Source organism: Paenibacillus sp. FSL R5-0527, assembly GCF_038008055.1.
GTDB classification, from domain to species: Bacteria; Bacillota; Bacilli; order Paenibacillales; family Paenibacillaceae; genus Fontibacillus; species Fontibacillus macerans.
Genome location: NZ_JBBOYI010000001.1, coordinates 656,395 through 679,736 on the forward strand (window position 1 = coordinate 656,395; position 23,342 = coordinate 679,736).

General features: G+C 52.1%; 19 protein-coding genes and 1 pseudogene. 17 read left to right on the top strand and 3 right to left on the bottom strand.

The genetic code is table 11. The annotated features are described in order from the left end of the window. Positions 1–327 precede the first annotated feature (327 nt). Positions 328–549 carry a helix-turn-helix transcriptional regulator gene (locus tag NYE69_RS03015; RefSeq protein ID WP_036618197.1) on the bottom strand — a complete coding sequence of 74 codons (222 nt, stop codon included), beginning with the start codon at positions 547–549 and terminating at the stop codon, positions 328–330. Between the two features lie 252 nt (positions 550–801). Here NYE69_RS03015 and NYE69_RS03020 point away from each other — a divergent pair, with 252 nt between their 5' ends. From NYE69_RS03020 to NYE69_RS03045, 6 genes are all read left to right on the top strand, one after another. Beyond that, entirely contained in the window at positions 802–984 is a 183-nt protein-coding gene (locus NYE69_RS03020; protein ID WP_036618195.1) for an aspartyl-phosphate phosphatase Spo0E family protein, read from the top strand. A gap of 189 nt (positions 985–1,173) precedes the next feature. Further along, positions 1,174–2,139 carry a transcriptional regulator gene (locus NYE69_RS03025; protein ID WP_340923775.1) on the top strand — a complete coding sequence of 322 codons (966 nt, stop codon included), beginning with the start codon at positions 1,174–1,176 and terminating at the stop codon, positions 2,137–2,139. Positions 2,140–2,150: 11 nt separating this feature from the next. Beyond that, positions 2,151–2,564 carry a hypothetical protein gene (locus NYE69_RS03030; protein WP_340923778.1) on the top strand — a complete coding sequence of 138 codons (414 nt, stop codon included), beginning with the start codon at positions 2,151–2,153 and terminating at the stop codon, positions 2,562–2,564. Positions 2,565–2,769: 205 nt separating this feature from the next. Further along, positions 2,770–3,492, top strand: coding sequence for an AbrB/MazE/SpoVT family DNA-binding domain-containing protein (locus NYE69_RS03035; protein ID WP_328269680.1), 723 nt, complete (start codon positions 2,770–2,772; stop codon positions 3,490–3,492). Between the two features lie 582 nt (positions 3,493–4,074). Continuing rightward, positions 4,075–4,209, top strand: a complete 135-nt coding sequence (locus NYE69_RS03040) for a hypothetical protein (RefSeq protein ID WP_255310288.1) — start codon at positions 4,075–4,077, stop codon at positions 4,207–4,209. Between the two features lie 265 nt (positions 4,210–4,474). Then, positions 4,475–5,209: an enterotoxin gene (locus NYE69_RS03045; protein WP_036618190.1), complete on the top strand. Its 735-nt coding sequence runs from the start codon at positions 4,475–4,477 to the stop codon at positions 5,207–5,209. An 808-nt stretch (positions 5,210–6,017) separates the two neighbouring features. Here NYE69_RS03045 and NYE69_RS03050 read toward each other — a convergent pair. Beyond that, on the bottom strand, positions 6,018–6,281 hold the full coding sequence (locus NYE69_RS03050) for a site-specific integrase (protein ID WP_155619208.1): 264 nt from the start codon (positions 6,279–6,281) through the stop codon (positions 6,018–6,020). 235 nt (positions 6,282–6,516) lie between these two features. On the opposite strand from NYE69_RS03050, the gene NYE69_RS03055 reads away from it, so the two are divergent. The 9 genes and pseudogenes from NYE69_RS03055 to NYE69_RS03090 all read left to right on the top strand — a co-directional run bounded on the left by NYE69_RS03055 (position 6,517) and on the right by NYE69_RS03090 (position 18,301). Continuing rightward, entirely contained in the window at positions 6,517–7,401 is an 885-nt protein-coding gene (locus NYE69_RS03055; RefSeq protein WP_411831160.1) for a carbohydrate ABC transporter permease, read from the top strand. A gap of 18 nt (positions 7,402–7,419) precedes the next feature. After that, positions 7,420–8,259 (top strand): carbohydrate ABC transporter permease, encoded by an 840-nt coding sequence (locus NYE69_RS03060; RefSeq protein ID WP_326044527.1) that lies wholly within the window; start codon positions 7,420–7,422, stop codon positions 8,257–8,259. Between the two features lie 68 nt (positions 8,260–8,327). Next, positions 8,328–9,758, top strand: a complete 1,431-nt coding sequence (locus tag NYE69_RS03065) for an ABC transporter substrate-binding protein (protein WP_340923793.1) — start codon at positions 8,328–8,330, stop codon at positions 9,756–9,758. Between the two features lie 63 nt (positions 9,759–9,821). Then, positions 9,822–11,684, top strand: a complete 1,863-nt coding sequence (locus NYE69_RS03070; protein WP_340923796.1) for a cache domain-containing sensor histidine kinase — start codon at positions 9,822–9,824, stop codon at positions 11,682–11,684. A gap of 11 nt (positions 11,685–11,695) precedes the next feature. Next, a pseudogene (locus tag NYE69_RS33615) lies at positions 11,696–12,010 on the top strand (response regulator); the annotation flags it as partial. 750 nt (positions 12,011–12,760) lie between these two features. Next, positions 12,761–13,303: a helix-turn-helix transcriptional regulator gene (locus NYE69_RS33620; RefSeq protein WP_445744814.1), complete on the top strand. Its 543-nt coding sequence runs from the start codon at positions 12,761–12,763 to the stop codon at positions 13,301–13,303. A 43-nt stretch (positions 13,304–13,346) separates the two neighbouring features. Next, positions 13,347–15,179, top strand: a complete 1,833-nt coding sequence (locus NYE69_RS03080; protein ID WP_340923801.1) for a heparinase II/III domain-containing protein — start codon at positions 13,347–13,349, stop codon at positions 15,177–15,179. Positions 15,180–15,204: 25 nt separating this feature from the next. Next, the gene (locus tag NYE69_RS03085) at positions 15,205–16,359 is read left to right on the top strand and encodes a glycosyl hydrolase (RefSeq protein WP_340923804.1); all 1,155 of its coding nucleotides are present in this window, start codon (positions 15,205–15,207) and stop codon (positions 16,357–16,359) included. A 28-nt stretch (positions 16,360–16,387) separates the two neighbouring features. After that, entirely contained in the window at positions 16,388–18,301 is a 1,914-nt protein-coding gene (locus NYE69_RS03090) for a DUF2264 domain-containing protein (protein ID WP_412761758.1), read from the top strand. A gap of 22 nt (positions 18,302–18,323) precedes the next feature. Here the strand turns inward: NYE69_RS03090 and NYE69_RS03095 are convergent, their stop codons facing one another. Further along, on the bottom strand, positions 18,324–19,106 hold the full coding sequence (locus NYE69_RS03095; protein WP_328272855.1) for a YheC/YheD family protein: 783 nt from the start codon (positions 19,104–19,106) through the stop codon (positions 18,324–18,326). Between the two features lie 321 nt (positions 19,107–19,427). On the opposite strand from NYE69_RS03095, the gene gyrA reads away from it, so the two are divergent. Both gyrA and NYE69_RS03105 read left to right on the top strand, forming a co-directional pair. Continuing rightward, positions 19,428–21,950: a DNA gyrase subunit A gene (gyrA, locus tag NYE69_RS03100; RefSeq protein ID WP_328272857.1), complete on the top strand. Its 2,523-nt coding sequence runs from the start codon at positions 19,428–19,430 to the stop codon at positions 21,948–21,950. A 191-nt stretch (positions 21,951–22,141) separates the two neighbouring features. Beyond that, positions 22,142–23,266: an HD-GYP domain-containing protein gene (locus tag NYE69_RS03105; protein ID WP_340923811.1), complete on the top strand. Its 1,125-nt coding sequence runs from the start codon at positions 22,142–22,144 to the stop codon at positions 23,264–23,266. Positions 23,267–23,342: the final 76 nt, after the last annotated feature.

Genomic DNA, 23,342 nt, shown 5'->3' on the forward strand with positions numbered 1-23,342 from the left:
CTTGACTTGTTCGTGAAGATTCTGGACTTGCTGCTTAAAGTGGTTGGCATTTTTGCTGGCCTTCAGACTTTGTTTTGCAGCAAAAAACAGAAGAAAGCACGTAGAGACAAGAAAAACCACCGGCGATAGGTTGGGCCCTTGACCGGTGGTTTTTCTTCTCTTTGAATGAAAATCTCGCCGTGGTTGCCCACTGGAGCTTTGTCGGAATAGTCGTGATGTTGGTAGCATCACGACTATTTTTATTTTACCCACATGCAGATGAAGATATGACATAGGGGTTGTTCCTTCATAATTTGTCCTTAGTATAACACATCCAGCGTTACATATCTACAAATCAGTGTTTGGGGTTTTAAACTTCCATTCGTCGATATCTCGCGGGTCCACATGCAGCACATGGGCGATCAACAGCGCTAAGGTGGCGTTCGGAATCACAATACCGTACTCAATATTCTGATAGTTTCGCAATGTGCATTTCATGGTGTTGTTGATGTGTTGTACGAGTGATTCCTGGGTAAACCCTGCGGCTTCCCTTGCTTCCTTGATCCTCAAATGCTACAGCTCCTCATTTTTATTCCGTCTCTTCTTTTTATGATAGAGGAGTTGAAATTTTTTAATCACGGTAAATTTTTCATGAAAAATATTGCGTCAACTATTTTTAGTTGTATAATAAAAAAAGCCAGATCACCTCTGGCTTGAAAGCACTTTTTGCCGGATAGTAAAGAGGGGGAGGTTTGTCTCCTATAAAAAATTTCAAAAAAAGGCATATTTCCCTAGGATATTACACTAGGGAGGTACACGCCAATGAATGAAGATGGTATTCAGGCAAGGATTGAGCGAGAGCGAAACAAATTGCATGTATTAACGGAAAAATACAATGGACAGTTTGGACATCCGCGCGTGATTCATCAATCTATGATCCTTGATGAACTCATTAATCAGTATTACCAGCTTCATAGACGTAACATAAAAAAGCCGATTGCGTGAACAATCGACTTAGGGGCGAGAATCTTTGCTGGGTTGCTCGCCCTTTTATTTTAACAGATGATGAAAGCTTTGCAACTGGTGAGGCAAAAGCGTATGCATTCGTACAATCCTGCGTAAATTGTATTGACCATTGTTCAAAATATGGTTATATTTATAATATATTCCCAAAATTTATCAGAGGTGGTTAGTTTGAATAATACAACCACGATTCTCGGAGCGCTGGAGCAATTTTCAAAACAGCATGGGTTAAATATTAGTCAACTATCCAGGCTGACTGGATTGAATACGGGTACGATGAGTGCTATTTTAAACAGTCAGCGAGTGCTTTCCGTGCATCAACTGGACCGCATTACTAAGGTGATGAATCTACCCGATGGGCATTTTTATGAGCAGTACATCCAGGAGTACTTGAATGAAGTGGCGCCGAATTGGCGCAGAATCAAACCTTTTTTTTACCGGTGCGCAGAGCTAGACAAGTTGGATTGCATTAAGCAAATCGTAAATCTATTGCTGGATAACCCTTTATATGCATCTCCGCTGTTTGAGGTAGCAGAAGAGTTAATTGCGCAAGGAAAACGGATGGCAGCAGCGATTCTTTACGAGAGTGTAGCTCTAAGCGAAAAAAGTCAGCATTCAGAGCGGTTAGCTTATTGCCAGTACAAGTTGTTCCTAACTAGACTTGGCCCCGATCAGGAACAAAATTACCGGGCAGCGATCCAGTTTGAGCCTTTTGCGGAGCGGCTTGAGGAAATCGACCAACTGGTAGCATTGAAGGATTTGGCTGATGCTTATCGTTCTTTGCGCCGCTGGGATAAGGTCTATAAAAATGGTGAAAAGTTAAAGCAGCTGGCTAAAATTCAGTACTCTTTGTTCCACTCCCGGAAAAAGAATGATCAAGGCCTTGTTAAAAAGCTGCCCAGGCCATTGTTTTTTTATGTTCTCTTTGGTCAAATGCTAGTAGGTGGCGCTTATTATGAACAAGAGGATTATGAATTGGCTCTGCAAATTTTCAGTGAAGCCGCCGATTTAGAATGGGTCAAGGAGACGGATGAAGAAACATTATACTGGAAGAACTTGTTCCAGGAATGGACTCAGGCGAATATTTTATTGACCCAATTAATGGCCGGCAACAGGAGTCGCTGCCGGAATATGTGAGTTACTTCGAAATGAAGGAAAATGAAATACTCATGGGTTTATGGAATATCATGATAGTAGCTAACCGATACAAGATTAACGTCGATCATGTCCTTACTAAGTTTGAAACCGTGTTGTCTAACGTCCTGGAGCATAAAGAAAACGAAATATACAACCAACAAAATACCGACGATCAGCTCGTTGGTTTGCTGTGTGAATTAACTGAATATTTTTTAATTAAAGGGGATCACAAACAAGGATTTAAATTCTTGATAGATGGCCTAAAAAAATCTACTATGATAAATGACGAAAGCTCTATGCTTCGGTGTATGAGATTGTTTGAACGTTTTAGAAACGTTGCGTCGGCTGAATCAAAAGTAGAGTATCATCAATTAGTGGAAATGGGGGATGGCCATGAAAAAAAATACTCTGTTGTACGCCATTAATTTTCTATTCGTATTGGTGGTAAGTGTAGGAGTAAATGCAGGACCACTTATGGGGACGTTTGGCGTACATGTTGGAGGTTAATTCGAATCTCTATCATGATTTTTAGAGGGCAAGTCGCTATGATTAATTTACATATCAGCTAAAAACCACCGGATTCCACACAAGGCTCCGGTGGTTTTTCTACCAGGAGCGGGGGAATCCAGAATGATAAGAAGCATCGGGATTGTCAGGCCACTTGATGAGCTTGGGAGAATCGTTATCCCTATTGAATTACGCCGTTTTATTGGGATAGGCCAGGGCGATACCATAGAGTTTTTTATTGACAATGCATCCCAAAGAATCATGATGCGCCCATACCGGACGCAAGAGTGCCTGTTCTGCCAATCGATGGAGCAACTTATATACTTCCGGGAACGCTTCATTTGCGCGGCATGCTTACAGGAACTGTTCTCTACACAGCAGGCTGGGAGTCAACAAACGGCCAACCTGGAAATTGCGGTGGCGTTAGAAAATCGAAACCATCCAGACGCAGGAGCTGTACGGCGGCCCCGACAAAAGATGAGTGAATTAATCCGAAAGCTCAATGAAGTGATGACTACCTACCCGTCTGAAAATCAATCCAAGTGGGCAAAACGGATCGGCGTTTCGCCGTCGAGAGTCGGCCAACTACTTCGTGCTATGAAAGAAGCTGGGAGTCAACAATCGGCCAACCAGGAATTTGCGGTGGTGTTGGAAAATCAAAGCGATTCAGTTGCAGGAGCTGCACGGCGGCCCCGGCAGAAGACGAGCGAATTAATCCGAAAGCTCAATGAAGTGATGGCTACCTATCCGTCAGAAAATCAATCCCAATGGGCGAATAGGATCGTAGTTTCGCCGTCGAGAGTCAGCCAACTACTTCGTGCTATGAAAGAAGAAGAGGGCCAATAGTGAATTCCGGTGGTTTTTCTGTCATGATGCATTTGTGACCGTTTTCTTACTAAATAAATAAAATTTTGTAATAAATAACCAACCACCTCCTAATTGGGTAATAATGAGAGATGTAATAATAGATTCAAAAAAGCCCGTAGAAGGAGGTGAGTATGGATGGATGATATGTTAATGGGTAGTATTCTACTGTTCGTCGTGTGATTTTGATTTTAATCTTCGTATTATCCGATCTAGAACCATACCTACCATGAACCAAAAAAACACAGTGATTACGTAAGTGAGGACAATTGGGAAGAATACCACTATTTGATTGAAAACTGGAAAATTAATTGATATCCACACTACAGGGCTAATCAGGGCTAAGAGGATTGCATACTCATCAAATCCGAAAATTTCTATAATGACGATCGCTAATGAAATAAAGGCGAGCCAAAAACGAAATGTTTTAAATATCCCTCTCATAATGAAAACTCCCATCCTAGAAGAAAGTATATAAACCAATCATAGTATAGAACTCCTTTTATACCCAGTTTGAGTAACATGCCTTGTGATGAAATTACTTTTTTGGGAGGCTGTTTATTTATGAAAATAGGAAAGACTTTAGTCACTGTTGGAGGATCGGTGCTTCTTTTATCGACTTTAGTTCCGGCTACCATGGCATTGAATGATAACTTATTGGAAACTAAAATTCAGCGCTACACATTCTTGACAGCCTGAAAAGTTGGCATATGCCGACGTTTCCCCTTAATCATTGCTTCCCTGCTACCGGATACTTTTAATGTTTATGGGCTTGTTGTGAAAAGTCTGTTGAAGTATGTAGTATCGTGACAAGTATTGTCTAAAATCACCATATTAGGGTTATTTTGTGTTATGTTAATGATGTGTATATCGGATTTTAAGTAGAGGGAGGAGGAGCCGAGCTAAGGTTGGATTCTGGTGGTTTTAAGGGTTATTTCAAAAATTAAAACAGGAGATGGGTAATTTGTTTAAGAAAGTTAGTAAATTAATGGGAACTGCTGTTCTTTCGGTATCTTTGTTAGCTGTTTTTCCTGGAGTTAATGTAACAAAAGCTGAAGCACAGAATGAAGTTACAGAAACTTATGAATCACAAAATGAACTCCATTTAACAGATTTTTTTAATAACTTTAATCAGTTAAGTGGTAGTGATGCTTCTGATCAGTCAATTGTAATTACAGACCGGGATACAATTAATGCAGTAGCTGAGGAACAATCTTTAGCTGATCCAGATTCAATTAAAGAGATACGGTTTGATTCTGTACTTTTAAATTCAGAACCCTCTTCGTCTGATAATAAGCCTTCAGCAGTAACTAGTAAACCACACATAGAAAATGTAAAAGATCTGGGCACAGGTTGGATCTTTAAAAATAACTATATATCACATATTTTTGATGGTCCTGCTAGTGTAGAACAAACTTTTTCAAAAGAGGATTCCCAAGCTTTTACTGGTGAATTGGGATTGAAGTTCCCAAAGGTTGTTGAGTTAAAATTTGGAGTTACACTTGGTGAAAAGAAGACACAATCAACGAAATATTCATTTAAAGTTGCTAGTAATGAAACTATTGAGCTTAGAATCTACACAAATTACAGAAAAAAGAGTTATGAACTCTGGGAATTAATAAACGGACTAGACTATAATAGAGGTACTGACTATCTTCATACATCAGTTGGACTGTATTTTGAACAGATAAAACGATAAAACTAAAAAATGAAGAGAACAATTATTAGTATCGCTTTACTGTATTGTGGGGTTATTGTATGTTTGACTATATTAGGGTATGGATTTAAATACTCCAAAGACTTAACAGTATGGCGTGAAAGCTATGGGAAACTATGGACACTTATCAGTGATAATCATTTACTACTTCCGTTCTATTTTTCATTAGCAGTTTCGTTGGTTGCATTTGTTTTGTTGTTAATAGAATATTTTTTTGAAAAAAAATAGTTCATATTTTGTTGAATATGCGGGCCGCCGTTCTTGGGACTTTTTGAAATCTTGTGAGGAACGGCAAATGCTGATACAAGTGATGAAGCACTCGAATGGGGAAAACCATTCGGGTGCTTTTTTGTTGGCCGGATCGCTCCGGTGTAGTCACCAAACGGCCAATGAGAACCCCCGTATTTACCGATTGCTCATTTTGAGCAATCGGGTGCATATAATGAGTAATCGCTACTCCCTATATGTTGTATTACTCAAAATGAGCAATACTATATGCAGTATTATGAGTCCAACTTCTAGAAATAATGGTCTAATTGGAAAGACAGAGTAACCGGTGGGATTGGCATTCTTGCTGGCCTGAAGACTTTGCTCTGTGGCGGACAGAAGAAATTACGTAAATGCAAAAAAACCACCGGGAATAGGTTTGGAGAACCGCCCGGTGGTTTTTCGGCTGTGATAGGTTGAAAATCTCGCCGTGGTTACCCATCGGCCCTTGTCTGCCGCGATCCAGCATCGCGGCATTTTTCATTTTGCGTATTTTCTAAGCACATTATACCACAAGCAGGGCTTACGTAAAAGCTTGATCAACCGCCTTTATGATTTCTGCCTCTGTCGGTTTCGCGTATCGCCTGGTTATGTTATTGTCGGCGTGTCCGGCCAGCTCCGCGACCGTGGCAATATCTACACCGGGGGTGCTGACGAGTTCACGGCAGAACGTATGTCTCAATCGGTGTGGGTGGACACCGAATTTATACAGCATGTGTTGCACGGTGATCCGCTGAATGAGAAGCTGCAGAAATCGACGCTCGAAGTCGTCATGACCGTGCTGCATGCCGGGGGGAAATTCGGCGGCGGCGGATATAAAGTACCAGGGGGACTTCACGGGGGCGGGTGGGCGAAAAAGTAAAAATCAGCGTGAAATTGATCAAAATACCGTCACTGTGGTGGCGGTATTTTTTTTTACGATGGAGATGCATTACAACTTACTACTTCATTCCGAGGTGATTTCCATGGCTGGTCGGGCTCAACCGGCGGTGAAGCGGCCTCACGCCGCCAGCGGCCGCAAAATGAAGTCGTTGCAGCGGGGCGAAACGATCGCCGGAATATTGTTCGTCAGCCCGATGCTGCTGGGCGTGTCCGTGCTGGTGCTGCTGCCGATTGTCGCCACGCTGGTGCTCGGGTTTGCGGACTGGAATTTCGTGCAGGGCTGGGACGGCATCCGCTTTGTCGGCCTTGAAAATTTCCGCAACCTGATGCAAGATTCGATGTTCCTTCGTTCGCTCCGCAACAATCTGATCTTTCTGCTGACCGTCCCGGCCTATATGCTGATTTCGATGGTGCTGGCGATTTTGATCGACCGCTATGTGTACATGAAGGGTTATTTTAAGGTGGCTTACTTTATGCCTTACATCTCCAACATCGTCGCCGTAGCCGTCGTCTGGCAGGTGCTGTTTCAGCCTTCCTACGGTCCGATCAACGAGCTTTTGAAGACGATCGGCTTCGCCGATCCGCCGAAATGGATCGCCGATCCGAACTATGCGCTCGTCTCGATCATGATGATCACCGTCTGGATCTCCATCGGCTTCAACATGATCATATATATCGCCGGGCTGCAATCGATCCCCAAGGATCTGTACGAAGCCGCCGATATCGACGGTGCGAACGGGTGGGTGAAGTTCCGCCGCATTACGTTTCCGCTGCTGTCGCCGACGTCTTTTTTCCTGATGGTCACCGGGATTATTTCCACGTTTAAAGTGTTTGACATCATCGCCGTTTTGACCCAGGGGGGACCGATCGGTTCGACGACGATGATGGTGTGGTATCTGTACGATACGGCCTTCGTCAATTTGAAGGTGGGCTACGCGTCCTCCATCGCCACCGTGCTGTTCGGGCTGGTCATGCTGATTACGTTCATCCAATGGATCGCCCAGAAAAAATGGGTCAACTACTGAGGGAAGGAGTGGGCTTCGATGATAGCAAGCCGCCGTATCGAGTGGCCGAGAGCCGTTCTGACGCTGCTGATGTTTGCCGCAAGCATCCTGTTTCTGCTCCCTTTCTTCTGGATGCTGATGACGTCGTTCAAAATCGAAACCGAGGTGTTCGTCTACCCGATTGAGTGGATTCCCCGGACCTGGAATGCGGTGGAGAACTACAAGGAGGTATGGTTCGGCGATTATCCGTTTTATGTGTATTACTGGAATTCGATTAAGGTGGCCGTGGCGACGACGTTTATTTCCAGCCTTGTCTCCAGCCTGGCGGCCTACGGCTTCTCCAAGATCAAGTTCGCCGCCAGCCAGGGGCTGTTCCTGATCGTGCTGGCCACGTACATGATTCCGGGCCAGGCGATCCTGGTGCCGCAGTTTATTTTGTACCGCAACATCGGGCTGTTCGACAGCCATCTCGGCCTGATTATCATCAGCAGCTTCAGCGTGTTGGGGACGTTTATGCTGCGGCAGTTTTTTATGGGCGTGCATCAGGATTTCATCGAGTCGGCGAAAATCGACGGGGCCGGGCATTTCCGGATTTTCCGTTCGATCGGTCTGCCGCTGGTGAAGCCGGCCGTGGCCACTTATGCGATCCTGCGGTTTATCTGGACGTGGAACGATTATCAGAACCCGCTGATTTTTCTAAGGACGGACAAATGGTTTACGCTGCCGCTGGCGATGCAGAAGTTCACGTCCATGAGCGGGGAGTTTTATTCGCTGATTATGGCCGGGGCGGTGTCCGCGATCTTTCCGCTCCTGATGATTTTCATCATCGGGCAAAAAAGCGTGATTGAAGGAATTGCTCTCGGCGGGGTGAAAGGTTAAAGGCATAAGAAAAGACATACGAACCGCACGGGGGAATCCATATATATCCTGACCAAGGAGGGTAACACATGAACAAACGGAAAACGGGGGCAAAGCAGGTAAAGTTATGGTCGGCCGTGCTGGCCGCGATGCTGCTGATTGGGCTGCTGGCGGGCTGTGGGGGCGGCAGTGCCAACCAGGGGGCCGGCGGCAACGGCGGGGGATCTCCGGCGGCGGAAGGAGAGAAATCCGGAGCCGGTGGCGGCGGCCAGGTGAACCTTCGCTTGTACACGTACGGAACCGAGGAGGCGTACAACTGGAAGCACACACTGGCGGCCTATGAGCAGGCGAATCCGGGCGTGACGGTCGAGCTGGTGCAATTGAGCGAAAAAGGGGACACCCAGGAGGCGTCCAAGAAGCTGGACCTGGAAGCGGCTTCGTCGGCGCAGATGGACATCCTGATGTTCAGCGATGCCGCCGGATACGCGCAGCGCGTGGCGTTAGGCATGGCCGAGCCGCTCGACGATTACATCGCCAAAGACGGTTATACCGTGGAAAAGGACTACAAAGTGGATACCCATTTGAACGGCAAAGTGTATGCGCTTCCAGGGAAGTTCAATCCGTGGTACGTACTGTTGAACAAGGATCATCTAGAAGAGGCGGGGCTTACGGTGCCTACCGACTGGACCTGGGACGAATATGCCGACTATGCGAAAAAGCTGACCCAAGGGGAAGGTGCAAACAAACGGTACGGGACGTATTTTCACGGGCCGCAAGCCGGCGGATGGATGGAATACGTCAAGCTGATGATGCTGAACCAGCCGCAAAACGCCGATTTTCTGAAGGCGGACGGCTCGTCCAACCTGGATGACCCGAATTTTCGCAAATCGCTGGAGTTGCGTGTGCGGATGGAGAAGGAGGATCAGTCTTCCGTGCCGTATACCGATATGATCTCGCAAAAGCTTGCTTACCGGACGCAGTTTTTCAACGAATCGGCCAGCATGCTGACGATCGGGAGCTGGATGAACACGGAAATCGGCGGCACCGATAAAGTCCCGTTGAATTTTAACGTGGCGGTCGCCCCGTTCCCGAAAAACAATCCCGAGGATGAAATCGGTCTGACGCCGGTGACCACCGATTATGTGGCCGTCGCCGCCAAATCGCAGCATAAGGAAGAGGCGTACCGCTTTGTCCGCTGGTATACGACGGAAGGGCAAGTCGTGCAGGGCAAAAACATTCCGGCATGGAACGGCGTAAAGGCCGAGGAAATCACCGGGATCATCGATACGATTCTGGCGGGTACGAAAAATCCGGAGAAGGTCGACAAAGAATCGCTGGTGAACACGCTGATGGCTTCCAAAGCTTCCGCGATCATCCCGCCATCTTCGTATCAGGCCGAAGTGTACAAGGCGATCAACGAGGAATACGAGAAGCTGATTTTGGGCAACCAGGACATCGATACGACGATCAAAAATTGTCAGGAACGCGTTAACCAAATTATTGAATCCAACAAAAAATGAGTGGTAAAATGATCCAAAACAGGGGGCGGCAGCGTCCCCCTTTTCGCCGAGGGGTGAGGTGGAATGTTCAAGCGGCTCAGGCACTTTGCGCCCCGGTCGATCCGCGCGAAACTGATTTTGGCTGCGGTGGCCTGCATTCTCGTTCCCGCCGCCTTCACCTTAAACGTGTATCATGCGCTGACGCAAAAGGCGGTCAAGCAGCAGGCCATCGCCAACGCGGAAAATTCGCTCGAACTGGTGAACGGATCGGCGACTCATTTATTAAAAGGCATGCTGGACATCGCCAACTACATCCAGGTCAATGCGGGGCTGAACACGTATTTCAAGCTAATGGCCTCCGGATATCAGGAGCCGGACCCTTACCGGAAATTTACCGACGCCAACCGCGTGCTGGAACAGTTGGACAGCCTGACCGTGGTTGGCGAAAAAAGCTATGTGACGGTGCTGCTCACCGACGGATCCTATTTCATGAATTATTCCGTAAGCGATTACAATCCGCTCGATTTGCTGCAGGAACCGTGGTTCGATCAGCTCGACGAGCTGCAGGGGCTGGATTCCTACTGGATCGGCGCGGAGCCGACGCAATTTAAGTATGACCGGTTCGACCATCCGTACCAGGTGTCGGTGGCGCGCACGCTGCGGCTGGCCAATTCGGACATTTACGGGTATGTCGTCGTGACGGTGATGGAGGATCAGGTCAGCGATATTTTCAGCGAACTGACCGCGGGCCAGGAAGTTCGTTTGGTGGATGCCGCGGGGAGGATCGTGGCGGACCGGAACAAGGACAACATCGGCGGCGCGTATCCCGGCGGGAAGCAGGAGCAACTGGGGCATGGGCTTGGGGCTGGGCATGAGTATGAGTATGAGCATGGGCGTGCGGCGGCGGAAACCGCCTTTATTTTGCGGGATGATGGCAAGCCGCTGCTCGTAGCTGAGCAGAGCATCGCGCTGAACGGCTGGCGGTTGATCCTTACCCAGCCCTACCAGGAGGCGACGGTCAACATCAGCTCGATCTTCAACCGTGTGTTCTTGTTCCAGATCATCTCGTTTATCGTGTTTATGGCGATGCTGATCGTGTTGGTCAGAACGTTCACCCGGCCGCTGGTGCGGCTCGGCAAGGCGGCGTCGGCGGTGCAGCGGGGCAACCTGGAGGTGCGCTCCGGCGTTCGCGGCAATGACGAAATCGGGCGGCTGGGGCTGCTGTTCGACCAGATGCTGGACCGGGTAAAGCAAATGATCGCGGAAATTTCCACGACCCAGGCCCGCAAACGGACGGCGGAGCTGAAAATGCTGCAGGCGCAGATCAACCCGCATTTTTTGTTTAACGTGCTCAATTCGATTCGCATGAAAGTGATGAAGCATGGTGATCTCGAGAGCGGGAAGATGATCGGTTCGTTGTCCACGCTGCTGCGGATGACGATCAGCCGCGAAGAGGATGAAATCACGCTGCACGAGGAAATCGAGCTCGTTTCGCATTACGTGCGGCTGATGAATTTGCGCCAGAAGCAGGAAGTGACGCTGGAGCTGGCCGTGGCGCCGGAGGCTTTTCTCGTGAAAGTGCCGCGGCTCATCCTGCAACCGCTCGTGGAAAACGCGCTGATTCACGGGCTTACGCAGCAGGCCGGCGTCATCAGGATCGCCGCTTCGATGGAACAGGACGGTTTGCTGCTCACCGTCGCGGATAACGGCGCCGGGATGGAAGAAGCGAAGCTTGAGGCCACGCTGCGCAGGATGAACGATGCGGGGGCGGCGCCTGAACAAGCCGGTATCAAGCCGAAAGGCCATTTTTCCGGGATGGGCCTGCACAATGTGATGGAGCGGATGCGCTTGAGGTTCGGGCCAATGTTCCACGTGGAAATTCGCAGCGAACCGGGACTCGGAACGGTGATCGAGATGTACATTCCTCACGATAAGGGGGAGCGCTAGTGTATAACGTGATGCTGGTGGATGACGATTATCCCGTAACCCAATTGCTGTCGGAGGCGATCCCCTGGGAAGGGCTTGGGCTGCGGCTGATGGGTTCCTACGAAAACGGCTGGAGCGCCTGGGAGCAGGCGCAGCGGGAAATGCCGGACATTCTGATCACGGACATCGGGATGCCCAGAATGGACGGACTGGAGCTGTCGGCCCGGATTCGGCGGATGTCACCGCATGTGCGGATCGCCATCTTGTCCTGCCACAGCGAATTCGAATACGCCCAGCAAGCGATGCGGCTGAATGTGCAGGATTATTTGCTCAAGGATACGCTCGATCCGGAGGATGTGGCCGCGGTGCTGCGACGGTTCAAGGACCATATGGACGAAGAGGCGCACAACGGCTGGGAGCAATCGCGGATGAAGCAACTGGTCGTGGAGGCGAGCGAGCTGCGCAAGGAGCAGATACTGGCGAGCCTGATCGATCAGCCGCTGTTCTCGGCGCAGAAGTGGGAACAGGAAGCGCGGGAATACGGCCTGTTTCTGCCGGGGCAGTCCTGTTTGCCGGCGATCGGTTACGTGGAGAACTACCAGACGGTGAAGCACCGCTTCGCATCCGACCGGACGCTGCATTTTGCGATCGGCAATGTGCTGGGGGAAGTATGGAACGGGCTGCCGTTGCAAGGCCTTCACGTCAGATATGACACGGGGACGTCGATTTTGCTGTTCTCTCATACGCCATCGCTGAAGCGGAACGCTGCGGACGAAGCGGCCGCTTGCCTGCAGGAGATGCAATTCACGCTGCGCCGCGTGCTTAAGGTCGGCATGTCCTTTGTGCTGGGAGAGAGCTGCGGCGGCGCGGAAAGCCTGAAACAGAAGCTTGGTGAGCTGCTTAACGGCGAGAGCGTGAGATTTTATCTGGAACCCGGGGAAATTGCCAAACGGAGCGAAAAGACCTTGGAAAGCGCGGGGGATGGCGAGCGGCCGAATCTGTTCGCTTTTTACGACCGGGCCAATACGGAGCTGAGGGAAGCGCTGCTCGGCAAAAATCCGGTCCTGGCCGATAGCATAGCGGACAAATGGATGTCCATGATCGGCCGGGCGCGGTATGCGCCGGAGACCGTCAAAGACTGGACGCTGAAGCTGCTGCTCGATTTGAAGCTGAAGCTGCATTCGCTGCATTCGATCCGCCCGTCTTATTCCGCCGAGTCCCTGCATAAGGAGTTGGTCGACATTTATTCGCTGTCCGAGCTTGGCGCTTGGTTGAAGGGTCATTTGGAGCGGATTGCGGCCCTGACGGAGGCGGGTTCGGGGGCGAGCCGGCGAACCGAGGTGGCGGAGGCCTGCCGGTACGTCTCCCTTCACCTTCATACGCGAATCAGCCTCGACGAGGCGGCCGGGCATCTGCATTTGAACCCGAGCTATTTCAGCCGGCTGTTCAAGAAGGAAACCGGCATGACCTTCATAGAGTATATTACGCGCATGAAAATGGAGCGGGCCAAGGAGCTGCTGGACGGGACCCGGTATTCCGTCGGGGAGATCGGCGAAATGCTCGGTTACGACAATCAGAGCTATTTTATTAAAACGTTCAAAGGTTACACGGGCGCCACTCCTATGGAGTACCGGAGATGAAGGGCGTTGGGAATCTGGCGGTGAAGCGGAGGATGGGATCATCATGAATTCGTTGGGACGAACGTTGGAACGTGAGGATTGGCTTGCGATCGTAGGGCGTATGGCTCCGGCTGACCTTCGTTTGTATTATCCGGGCGGAGATCAGGCCGCGTTTTGGCGGCGGGTGAGGGAGTCCGGGGAGTACCGGGAAGAAGTCCTGGAAATCCGGGCGGAAGCGGAACGGCTGCGGCACGAACAAAATCCGGAGCTCACCTATTCGTTGTTTGCGGTCTTTGCGCAGCGGGGGACGCGGCTGGAGTATGAGCGGGTTTACTTCGAGCGGAGACGGCGGTTAAATACATTCGCTTTGCTGGCCCTGCTTGATCCGGACGATCAGGTTGCGGAACACGAGCTGCTGGACATGATTTGGTCGGTCTGCGGCGAGTATACATGGTGCCTGCCGGCCCATCTGGGCGAGGTCGGTCATGAGCGGGCCATCGACCTATTTGCAGCCGAAACTGGGTTTACGCTAGGCGAAATCGCCTTGCTGCTGCAGGGGCGGCTGCCCAGGCTGCTGCAAACGCGCATCGAGGCGGAAGTGAACCGGCGGTTGTTCGAGCCTTTCCTGCGGAGCGGGCCGTACGAATGGGAGACGGCCAGGCATAATTGGGCGGCCGTATGCGCCGGTTCCGTCGGCGCCGCCGCGCTGCTGCTCCTGCGGGACCCGGAGGCATTGAGCGCCATCCTGGAGCGCGCGCATGCCAGCCTCGAATGCTACCTGCAAGGCTTCGGCGCAGACGGGGCCTGCCCGGAAGGGCCCGGGTATTGGAACTACGGGTTCGGCTATTTCGTGTATTTTGCCGATTTGCTCGCGCGGCGCACGTTAGGAGAGGCCGACTGGTTTGCCGGGGACAAGGTGCGGCGGATCGCCGAGTTTCAGCAAAAATGCTACCTCGGCGGCGACCGGGTGGCCAATTTCTCCAATGCCGTCCCCCATTGCCGCGTGCAGATCGGGTTATCTCATGAGCTCGCCCGCCGTTACAAGAGCGTGCAGCTTCCGCCGCCCGTCCTGCGGGCCGATTACCGGGACGACCATTGCAGCCGCTGGGCGCCGGCCTTCCGCAACCTGGTCTGGAAGGATGGTGCGGCGGAAGGGGAGCAGGACCGCGATTGGCCTGCGGCGAGCTATGATTTGCCCGATGCCCAGTGGCTGGTCTCCCGTCACCGGAGCGCGGCCGGAGCGTTTGGCTTTGCCGCCAAGGGCGGGCACAACGGGGAGCCGCACAACCATAACGACCTGGGGCATTTCATCCTGATCGCAGACGGGGACACCTTTGCCGCGGATCTGGGCAGCGGCGAATATACCGCCGATTATTTCGGAGCAGGCCGGTACCGCTATGATTGCAACGGGTCGCAGGGTCACTCGGTGCCGATCATCAACGGCCGGCATCAGGCCGAAGGGGAGCGGCACGCGGCGGCGGTATTGGAGGCGGCTACCGGCGAAACGCGGGATGAGCTGAGGCTTGATTTGACCGGAGCTTATGAAGAACCGGGGCTAAAGCGATTCACCCGGTCGTTTGTCTGGGACAAAACGGAGCTGCCGACGCTGGAGCTGACCGATGAATTCCGCTTTGTCTCACCGCCGGAAGCGCTGGCGGAACGGGTGGTGACGCCGCTTTCGCCTCAGATGAACGGAAATGGCGAGGTCCTGCTGGCAGCAGGCGGCGGGAAGCGGGCGCTGCGCATCGTTTATGACGGGCAGCGCCTCGAGCCGGCCGCGCAGCCGCACACGTTCCGCAATCATTTCGGCCGGGACGAAAGCTGGTATTCGCTTGATTTTATCGTCAAGCAGCCTGGACTAACAGAGCGGGTGCGGCTGAAATTCGAATTTGTTTGAACAACGAAAGGGGAAGGTGGATGGCATGCAAGCAGCGGAACACACGCTGGAGAGGAACCGGGCGGATTGGGCGGAGGAAGCATGGGGCAAGGCGCTGCGAAAAATACAAAGAACCAGCGGGCGGATCGGAGCGGGATTCCCCCACGCCAGCCATAACGGGGTATACGAGCTTGCCGATCCGGGCTGGTGGACGGCCGGGTTTTGGCCGGGGATTTTATGGCTGCTGTACAACGGCACCCGGGATGAGCGTCTCAAGGCGCTGGCCGAGCGGTGCGAGGAGACGCTGGACGGCGTGCTCGACGGGTATACGAGGCTGGATCATGACGCCGGCTTTATGTGGATTTTAACGAGCGTAGCTTCGTATAAGCTGCTGGGCAAGGAGCAGTCGCGCGTTCGCGCGCTGAAAGCGGCCAATTATTTGGCGGCTCGCTTTAACCTGAAGGGGCGCTACATTCGGGCTTGGAATCCGTGGACCGAAGGAGAGGACAATGCCGGGATCGCCATTATCGATTGCAGTATGAATACGGCTCTCTTGTTCTGGGCTTCGGCCAACACGGGCGATCCTCGCTACCGCCATATTGCGGAGGCGCATATGGATACGGTGCTGGAGCATTTTATCCGCCCCGACGGTTCGGTGTACCATATCGTCCGGTTCGATGCGGAAACGGGCGAGCGCCTCGAACCCCTCGGAGGCCAAGGATATGCGCCGGAGTCGGCCTGGTCCAGGGGTACGGCCTGGGCGATTTACGGCTTGACGCTGGCGTATCATCACACCGGCAAGCCGGCGTATCTTAACGCAGCCAAACGGGCCGCCCACTTCTTTCTGGCCGGGCTGCCGGAGGACCATGTGCCGCCATGGGATTTTCGCGCGCCGCAGGAGCTCCGCCATATCCGCGATTCCTCGGCGGGGGCCTGCGCGGCCAGCGGCCTGCTGCTGCTGGCGGATCAAGTCGATCCTTTGGAGTCCGCGGTTTACCGGGAGGCGGCGATCCGCATTCTGGATTCGTTGTACCGGAACTACGGCGCTTGGGACGATGAGCGCGAGGAAGGTTTGATTTTGCACGGCACGGGGCATTATCCGGAAGGTAAAAACGTCGATGTGCCGCTGATCTACGGGGACTTCTTCTATGTCGAAGGGCTGGCCCGGCTGCTGGGGAAAGGGCCTTTTTATTGGGAATAGGCGAATTTGCGGAGAGGAGCGTCGGAACATGGCGGCGGAAATGGGAAAAGGAAAAGGGATACAAACGGAGGCAATTTCGAAGTCCATTCGGGAAAATCCTTTGGCCGCGCGGCGGGACCTGCAGGCGGCGTTCCACCAGCTTACCGGGCCGCTGGTGGGACATTACACGGGCGGCCGCGCCCGTTTAAAACTGGGAGCGGCGGGAGCGGGGTATCCGGACTCCGTCGCCGGGATGGAGGGTTTTTCCCGCGTGTTGTGGGGCTTGGTTCCTTTTCTGGCGGGGGGCGGAGAAACCCCATTAGAGGACATCTGCCTGGAGGGGATCCGCCACGGTACCGATCCAGGTCATGAGGAATACTGGGGCGACGTGAACGATTACGACCAGCGCCTGGTGGAAATGGCGGCGTTCGGGTTCGCGTTGGCGCTGGCTCCGGAGCGATTCTGGGGGCCGTTGGATGAGCGGGAACGGAAGCATCTGTACGCCTGGCTGAATCAGATCAACCACCGCGCTTGTTACGATTGCAACTGGCTTTTTTTCCAGGTGCTCGTCAATATCGGGTTTCATAAGGCCGGACTTCCGTATGACCGCGAGCAAGTGGCGCGCAATTTAAGCCGGATTGACGAATTTTACTTATCCGACGGCTGGTACAGCGACGGGCCGGGCGGGCACAGCGATTACTACGTGCCGTTTGCCCTGCATTTTTACGGTTTGCTGTACGCCAAGCTGATGGGGGATGAGGACCCGAAGCGGGCAGCCCGCTTTAAGGACAGGGCGGCGCGGTTTGCCGCCGATTTCACGTTGTGGTTTGCGCCGGACGGTTCGGCGCTGCCCTATGGGAGAAGCCTGACGTACCGGTTTGCCCAGTCGGCGTTCTGGAGCGCGCTGGCTTACGCCGAGGTTGACGTTTTTTCGCCGGGGGTGATCAAAGGTCTCGTCTTGCGGAATTTGCGCTGGTGGTTTCGGCAGCCGATTTTGGATGCGGGCGGACTGCTGACGGTCGGTTACGCCTATCCTAACCTGGTGATGGCCGAAAATTACAATTCGCCGGGGTCGCCTTATTGGGCCTTTAAAGCTTTTTTGCCGCTCGCTTTTCCGGAAAGCCATCCCTTCTGGCAGGCGGAAGAGGAGGCGCTGCCCGCTGCCGGGCCCGTCGCGGTGCAGCTGCCGCCGCATCTCGTCGTTTGCCGGCAGGAGAGAAGCGGTCATGTCGCCGCGTTCAACAGCGGCCACCTCTCGACCAATGAACACACGCATACATCGGCAAAATATGGAAAATTCGCCTATTCGACCGCCTTCGGCTTTAGCGTGCCGAGAGCGGAGTGGGGGCTTGGGCAAGGGGCTTTCGACTCGATGCTTGCGCTCAGCGAAGGGGACAATCTGTACCGGGTCAGAAGGAGCAACGAGGAGACAGGGATTGAGGAGAACCTCATTTATGCCCGGTGGAGACCGTGGCATAACGTTTGCGTTGAGTCCTGGATCGTCGCCGGTTTGCCGTGGCATTACCGGATTCACCGGATCAGCACGGACCGGGAGCTGGACGTTGCCGAAGGCGGATTTGCCCTGGGGCTTGAACCGGCTGCGCAGGGCGAACAAATCGGGACGTTGTCCGAGGGCGGTGTGCTGATCGGCAATTCGCTGGGGAGCAGCGGCGTCGCCGGCAAACTAGGGTATGGGCAGGCGGAACTGATATACCCGAACGCCAACACGAATGTGTTGTATCCGCGGACCGTCATTCCTACGCTTCGGGGCCGTCTTCGGCCGGGCAACCATTGGCTGATTGCCGCCATATACGGAAATCCGGCTTGTCCGGGAGCAAAAAAAAGCGCCCGCAACAGCCCGCCGGAAAGCGTCCATGAGCCCTCCGGAATGGTGGATGTGGGGCAAAATGAGATCCGCATCAAAACGTTTACGGGCCAAGTAAAAGTGATTCGGATGGATTGAACAGACGCATGAACGGTTTTCGCTATTTGGAAGAAGCCTTCAGCCGGCCGTACGCCACTGCGTAACGCCGGATTTTTTTATAGACTTCTTTCGGGTGCAGCATTTTGAAAGGGAATAGGGCGGGGAGGGTGTTCACCTCCAAAATCCAGATATGATGGTATTCGTCAATGGCGATGTCCAGGCCGATTTCCTTGAGCCTGGGGAATTTACGGGCCAGTTGGGCCGCCACCTGTTCGCCGATCCATTTCATATCCTTGTAAAGGCGGGCGAATTCTTTGGCGTTCGTGTAAGGAGCCAGAAGATCTTCGATCAGCATGACGCTGCCGCCGCCGTGATAGTTGGTGATTACTTTTTGCTGGGCCGCCACCCGGCCGATAAATCCGGTCGTTTCCCAGGTTTTGCGCGGGGTTCTCTGTACGAGGGCGCGGATGTCGAATTTACGCCGCCGATACGTAAGCGCGCGAATCCCTTTTTGAATCAGGTAAGGCGTCTGTCCGATTCTTTTCTCAAGCGCCTCGTACAATTCCTCCAACGCCGGGAACAGTTCGGATTCCGTTCCGTACCTTAACCTGTATTGCATGGGACTGTCCGGGGCAAGTTCATCCCGCCAGAGTTCTACGCTCATGACCCCGTTGCCGTAGGTTCCATTGTCCGGCTTGACAAAGACGAACCCGTACTCGTTCAACATATCCCGGAGAGGCTCCAGAGCGAATTTTCGGGTATCCGGGATATAAGGACGAAGTGATTCATTCTGCCGGATTACTTTCGTTTTTTCCCATTTGCTTGCGATGCGTTGAATCGCCAAAACGAGATCCTTCCTTTCCTCAGTCTTCTTTGCCGAGCCAACTTCCGAGTGCGAAAAACATAGGACAGAAGAGATAAACAATGATATAATTATAAGATATGGGGATTTTATAAGCTTTTTTGGCCTATATCCGTAGTGTATGTACGAACGTTTCGATGGGAGTGGACACATCCCTATTTTTTTGCTGTCCTTATGGAATGTGTGATGAAAACCGGCCCACGTTTAATTGAGCTTGCTTTGTGAAAGTAATATAATGAAAGTGGAGGTTTTTCGGGCTTTTCCCATAGATTGGCATGTGGGTAGAAATGAAGGAGGTCCAGCATGGCGGAAGAAAAATTCTCTCAAATCATTGACCGGGACATCAATGTGGAAATGCGCGAATCCTTTATGGATTATGCCATGAGCATTATTGTCAGCCGTGCATTGCCGGATGTAAGGGATGGTCTGAAACCGGTGCATCGCCGGATACTGTTTGCGATGTCGGAACTGGGGATGCATCCGGACAAGCCGTTTAAGAAATCGGCGAGAATCGTCGGCGAAGTCATTGGTAAATACCATCCCCATGGGGATTCTGCAGTTTATGAATCGATGGTGCGCATGGCGCAGGATTTCTCCATGCGCAATATGCTGGTGGAGGGTCATGGCAACTTTGGTTCCATTGACGGTGACTCTGCTGCAGCGATGCGTTATACGGAAGCGCGTTTATCCAAAATCGCGATGGAAATGCTTCGCGATATCAATAAAGAGACGATTGATTTTATGCCAAACTATGACGGTGAGGAGAAGGAGCCCGTCGTATTGCCGGCGCGTTTTCCAAATCTGCTGATAAACGGGGTTTCGGGGATCGCCGTCGGGATGGCGACCAGCATTCCGCCGCATAATTTGGGCGAGGTTATCGATGGGGTCCAGGCTTTGATCGAAAATCCGGACATCAGTTCGCTGGAATTGATGGATTATATCAAAGGGCCGGATTTTCCGACGGCAGGTTACGTCATAGGCCGTTCCGGCATTCGGCAGGCCTATACGACAGGCCGGGGAGCCGTGACGATGCGGGCTAGAACCTCAATTGAGGAGCATAACAACAAAGCCCGGATCATTGTGGAAGAAATTCCTTATATGGTCAATAAGGCTCGTTTGGTAGAGAAAATCGCCGAGCTTGTACGGGAAAAAAGAATTGACGGCATCACCGATTTGCGCGATGAATCGGACCGCACCGGGATGCGCATCGTCATCGAGCTCCGCCGCGATGTGAACCCTAACGTCGTCTTGAACAATTTGTACAAACATACGGCGTTGCAGAGCACGTTCGGCATCAACATGATAGCGATCGTTAATAACGAGCCTAAGCTTTTGACGCTGAAGGAAGTCCTTAGTCATTATTTGCAGCACCAGATCGAAGTTATTCGCCGGCGCACGGAATTCGACTTGAAAAAAGCCGAAGCCCGGGCGCATATCCTTGAAGGCCTGCGCATCGCTTTGGATCATATTGACGAAGTTATCGCCTTGATTCGCGCTTCCAATTCCGATGAAGAAGCCCGCGAAGGTTTGATGACGCAATTCGGTTTGAGCCTTGACCAGGCTCAGGCTATCCTCGATATGCGACTGCGCCGGTTGACCGGATTGGAACGCGAGAAAATCGAAAGCGAATATAACGAGCTGCTGCAAAAGATCGCGGAATACCGTGAGATTTTGGCCAATGAATCGCTTGTGCTGGAAATTATCGGGCAGGAGCTTCAGGAAATTCGCGAGAAGTACGCCGATCCTCGCCGGACGGAAATCACGATCGGGGAAGAGAGCATTCTCGACGAAGATCTGATTCCGCAGGAAGAGGTCGTCATCACGCTTACGCATACCGGTTACATCAAACGGCTGCCGGTTACGACCTACCGCAGCCAAAAACGCGGCGGGCGCGGCGTTGTGGGGATGGACACGAAAGATAATGACTTTGTGGAGCATCTGTTCGTGACGAACTCCCACCATTATCTGATGTTCTTCACCGACCGCGGCAAAGCCTACCGCCTGAAAGCTTACGAAATTCCGGAGTTGGGCCGTACGGCACGCGGTACGCCGATCATCAACCTGATCCAGATCGAACAGGGCGAGACCGTCAATGCGGTGATCGAGGTCGAGCGTTTTGATGAGGACAAATACCTGTTCTTTGCGACCCAGCAGGGGATCGTTAAAAAGACGCCGATCGAAGATTACATCAACATCCGCAAAGGCGGCCTGATTGCCGTGAATTTGCGCGAGGACGACAGGCTGATCGACGTGAAGCTGACCGACGGCCAGCAGGAAGTCATCATGGGTACGGCGCAAGGGATGTCCATCCGGTTCCCGGAAAGCGACGTTCGTTCCATGGGCAGATCGGCTACCGGGGTTAAAGGCATTACGCTGGATGACGGCGACGAACTGATCGGCATGGATGTCGTGGTGCCGGGTCAGGACGTGTTGATCGTAACCGCCAAAGGCTACGGGAAACGTACGCCGGTTTCCGAATACCGGATCCAAAGCCGGGGCGGCAAAGGGATCAAGACGATCAACGTTACGGAGAAAAACGGTTCGGTCGTCGGCCTGAAAGTCGTTAAGGACGAGGAAGATTTGATGATCATCACAAGCAGCGGGACGTTGATCCGGACCAGCATGGAAGGCATTTCCACAATGGGCCGGAATACGCAGGGCGTGAAGCTGATCAATATCCGTGAGGATGATTCCGTAGCGACCGTCTGCCGGACGGACAAGAGCGAGGATGAGCCGGAAGGAGAAGGCGAAGAATCGGCCGTTTCCGAAAATCCGCCGCTGGAAGGATCGGGCTCCGAGCCGGCCACCGATAACGCTGAAGAATAAGCAGCATATGAAAACAGTCTTCCCAGCTTATGGGCGGGAAGGCTGTTTTTTAGTTGATTATAGAAAGAAAGATTGCTTGCTATTTTGCCGCCGTACTATAATGACAGTAGACGAACCTTAGTTCTTAATCCCTAGATTTGGGAGAAATGAAGGCGGATTTTTAGTTTTGGACCTTGAGGAGAGAGTAAAAGATGACTAGTATCTCAATCACGGAATTAAAGCCTGGAGTCAAATTGTCAAATCATGTGCATAGCCCGTTGGGCGGTCTTTTACTGCAGAAGGGAAAGGTTTTGCTTCCGAGAGATTTGGATATTTTGCGCGCTTTTATGATCGAACAGGTAGAGATTGAAGATTTGCAGCAACTCCCTGAACGTAAAGCAGCGGAGACGGTAAAGGAAGCTTCCAAAGAGGGATACTCCGCTTCTATCGCTCCTTCCGCTTCTGCAAACGGATCTGCGGAAAACGAGACGGTTTCTCCCTATGCTGCATTACACAAGGAATACGATCGTATGCTGCATTTGACGAAGAGCGCTTTTCAATCCGTACTGGCCGCCGAACTCCCGATTTATGAGCTCCGCCATCAGTTTGAGGCGTTGATCCGTCATTTGAAGCACTATAATGTGCTTACGTTTACGCCGCAATTTATGAATGAATATGATTATTTGTACCACAATGCGATCCTTTCTTCGCTGACGTCTTATCAGCTGGCGCAATGGCACGGATTGCCGCAGAAGGATTGGATGCAGGTCGCTTTTGCCGGTTTGCTGCATGATATCGGGAATACGAAAATCGATCCGGTGATTCTGTACAAACCGTCCCCGCTAACCTCTGACGAAGCGGAGGAAATGCGTATGCACACAACTTACGGCTATCAGCAGCTGCGCAAAACGGCGGCAATTAATGAAGGGGTCAGATTGACGGCGCTTCAGCATCATGAAAAGATGGACGGCACCGGGTATCCGTTCCGGTTAACCGGAGATAAAATCCATATCTACGCCAAAATCGTCAGCGTAGCGGATATTTTCCACGCCATGACGTTAAACCGGAGGTACCGTAAAGCCAAGTCGCCTTACTTGGTCCTGGAAGAGATCCGCTCCGAGGCTTTTGGAAAGCTGGATCCCGGCGTAGTCCAATCATTTGTTGATAAGGTGACGCAGTTTCATAACGGGACGCGTGTACGGCTTAGCGACGGCAGCGTAGGCGAAATCGTGTTCTCCGACCGCAATCACCCGACTCGTCCGATGGTTTCGGTCAAAGGGGAAATCGTGAATCTTGTGCTGACAAGAGAGCTGCATATTGAGGAAGTTCTTTCCTAGGGTTGATATTGCACCGGCTTTTGAGGTATATTAATAGACACCCGCTGCAAAAATGCAAGGCGATAAAAAACGACTG

What these genes read in the sequence shown, in the direction of transcription:
- NYE69_RS03020 (WP_036618195.1), top strand. Translation starts at nt 802, where the DNA reads ATGAATGAAGATGGTATTCAGGCAAGGATTGAGCGAGAGCGAAACAAA.
- NYE69_RS03030 (WP_340923778.1), top strand. Translation starts at nt 2,151, where the DNA reads ATGAAGGAAAATGAAATACTCATGGGTTTATGGAATATCATGATAGTA.
- NYE69_RS03035 (WP_328269680.1), top strand. Translation starts at nt 2,770, where the DNA reads ATGATAAGAAGCATCGGGATTGTCAGGCCACTTGATGAGCTTGGGAGA.
- NYE69_RS03040 (WP_255310288.1), top strand. Translation starts at nt 4,075, where the DNA reads ATGAAAATAGGAAAGACTTTAGTCACTGTTGGAGGATCGGTGCTTCTT.
- NYE69_RS03050 (WP_155619208.1), bottom strand. Translation starts at nt 6,281, where the DNA reads ATGCAGCACGGTCATGACGACTTCGAGCGTCGATTTCTGCAGCTTCTC.
- NYE69_RS03055 (WP_411831160.1), top strand. Translation starts at nt 6,517, where the DNA reads ATGAAGTCGTTGCAGCGGGGCGAAACGATCGCCGGAATATTGTTCGTC.
- NYE69_RS03060 (WP_326044527.1), top strand. Translation starts at nt 7,420, where the DNA reads ATGATAGCAAGCCGCCGTATCGAGTGGCCGAGAGCCGTTCTGACGCTG.
- NYE69_RS03065 (WP_340923793.1), top strand. Translation starts at nt 8,328, where the DNA reads ATGAACAAACGGAAAACGGGGGCAAAGCAGGTAAAGTTATGGTCGGCC.
- NYE69_RS03070 (WP_340923796.1), top strand. Translation starts at nt 9,822, where the DNA reads ATGTTCAAGCGGCTCAGGCACTTTGCGCCCCGGTCGATCCGCGCGAAA.
- NYE69_RS33620 (WP_445744814.1), top strand. Translation starts at nt 12,761, where the DNA reads ATGATCGGCCGGGCGCGGTATGCGCCGGAGACCGTCAAAGACTGGACG.
- NYE69_RS03080 (WP_340923801.1), top strand. Translation starts at nt 13,347, where the DNA reads ATGAATTCGTTGGGACGAACGTTGGAACGTGAGGATTGGCTTGCGATC.
- NYE69_RS03085 (WP_340923804.1), top strand. Translation starts at nt 15,205, where the DNA reads ATGCAAGCAGCGGAACACACGCTGGAGAGGAACCGGGCGGATTGGGCG.
- NYE69_RS03090 (WP_412761758.1), top strand. Translation starts at nt 16,388, where the DNA reads ATGGCGGCGGAAATGGGAAAAGGAAAAGGGATACAAACGGAGGCAATT.
- gyrA (WP_328272857.1), top strand. Translation starts at nt 19,428, where the DNA reads ATGGCGGAAGAAAAATTCTCTCAAATCATTGACCGGGACATCAATGTG.
- NYE69_RS03105 (WP_340923811.1), top strand. Translation starts at nt 22,142, where the DNA reads ATGACTAGTATCTCAATCACGGAATTAAAGCCTGGAGTCAAATTGTCA.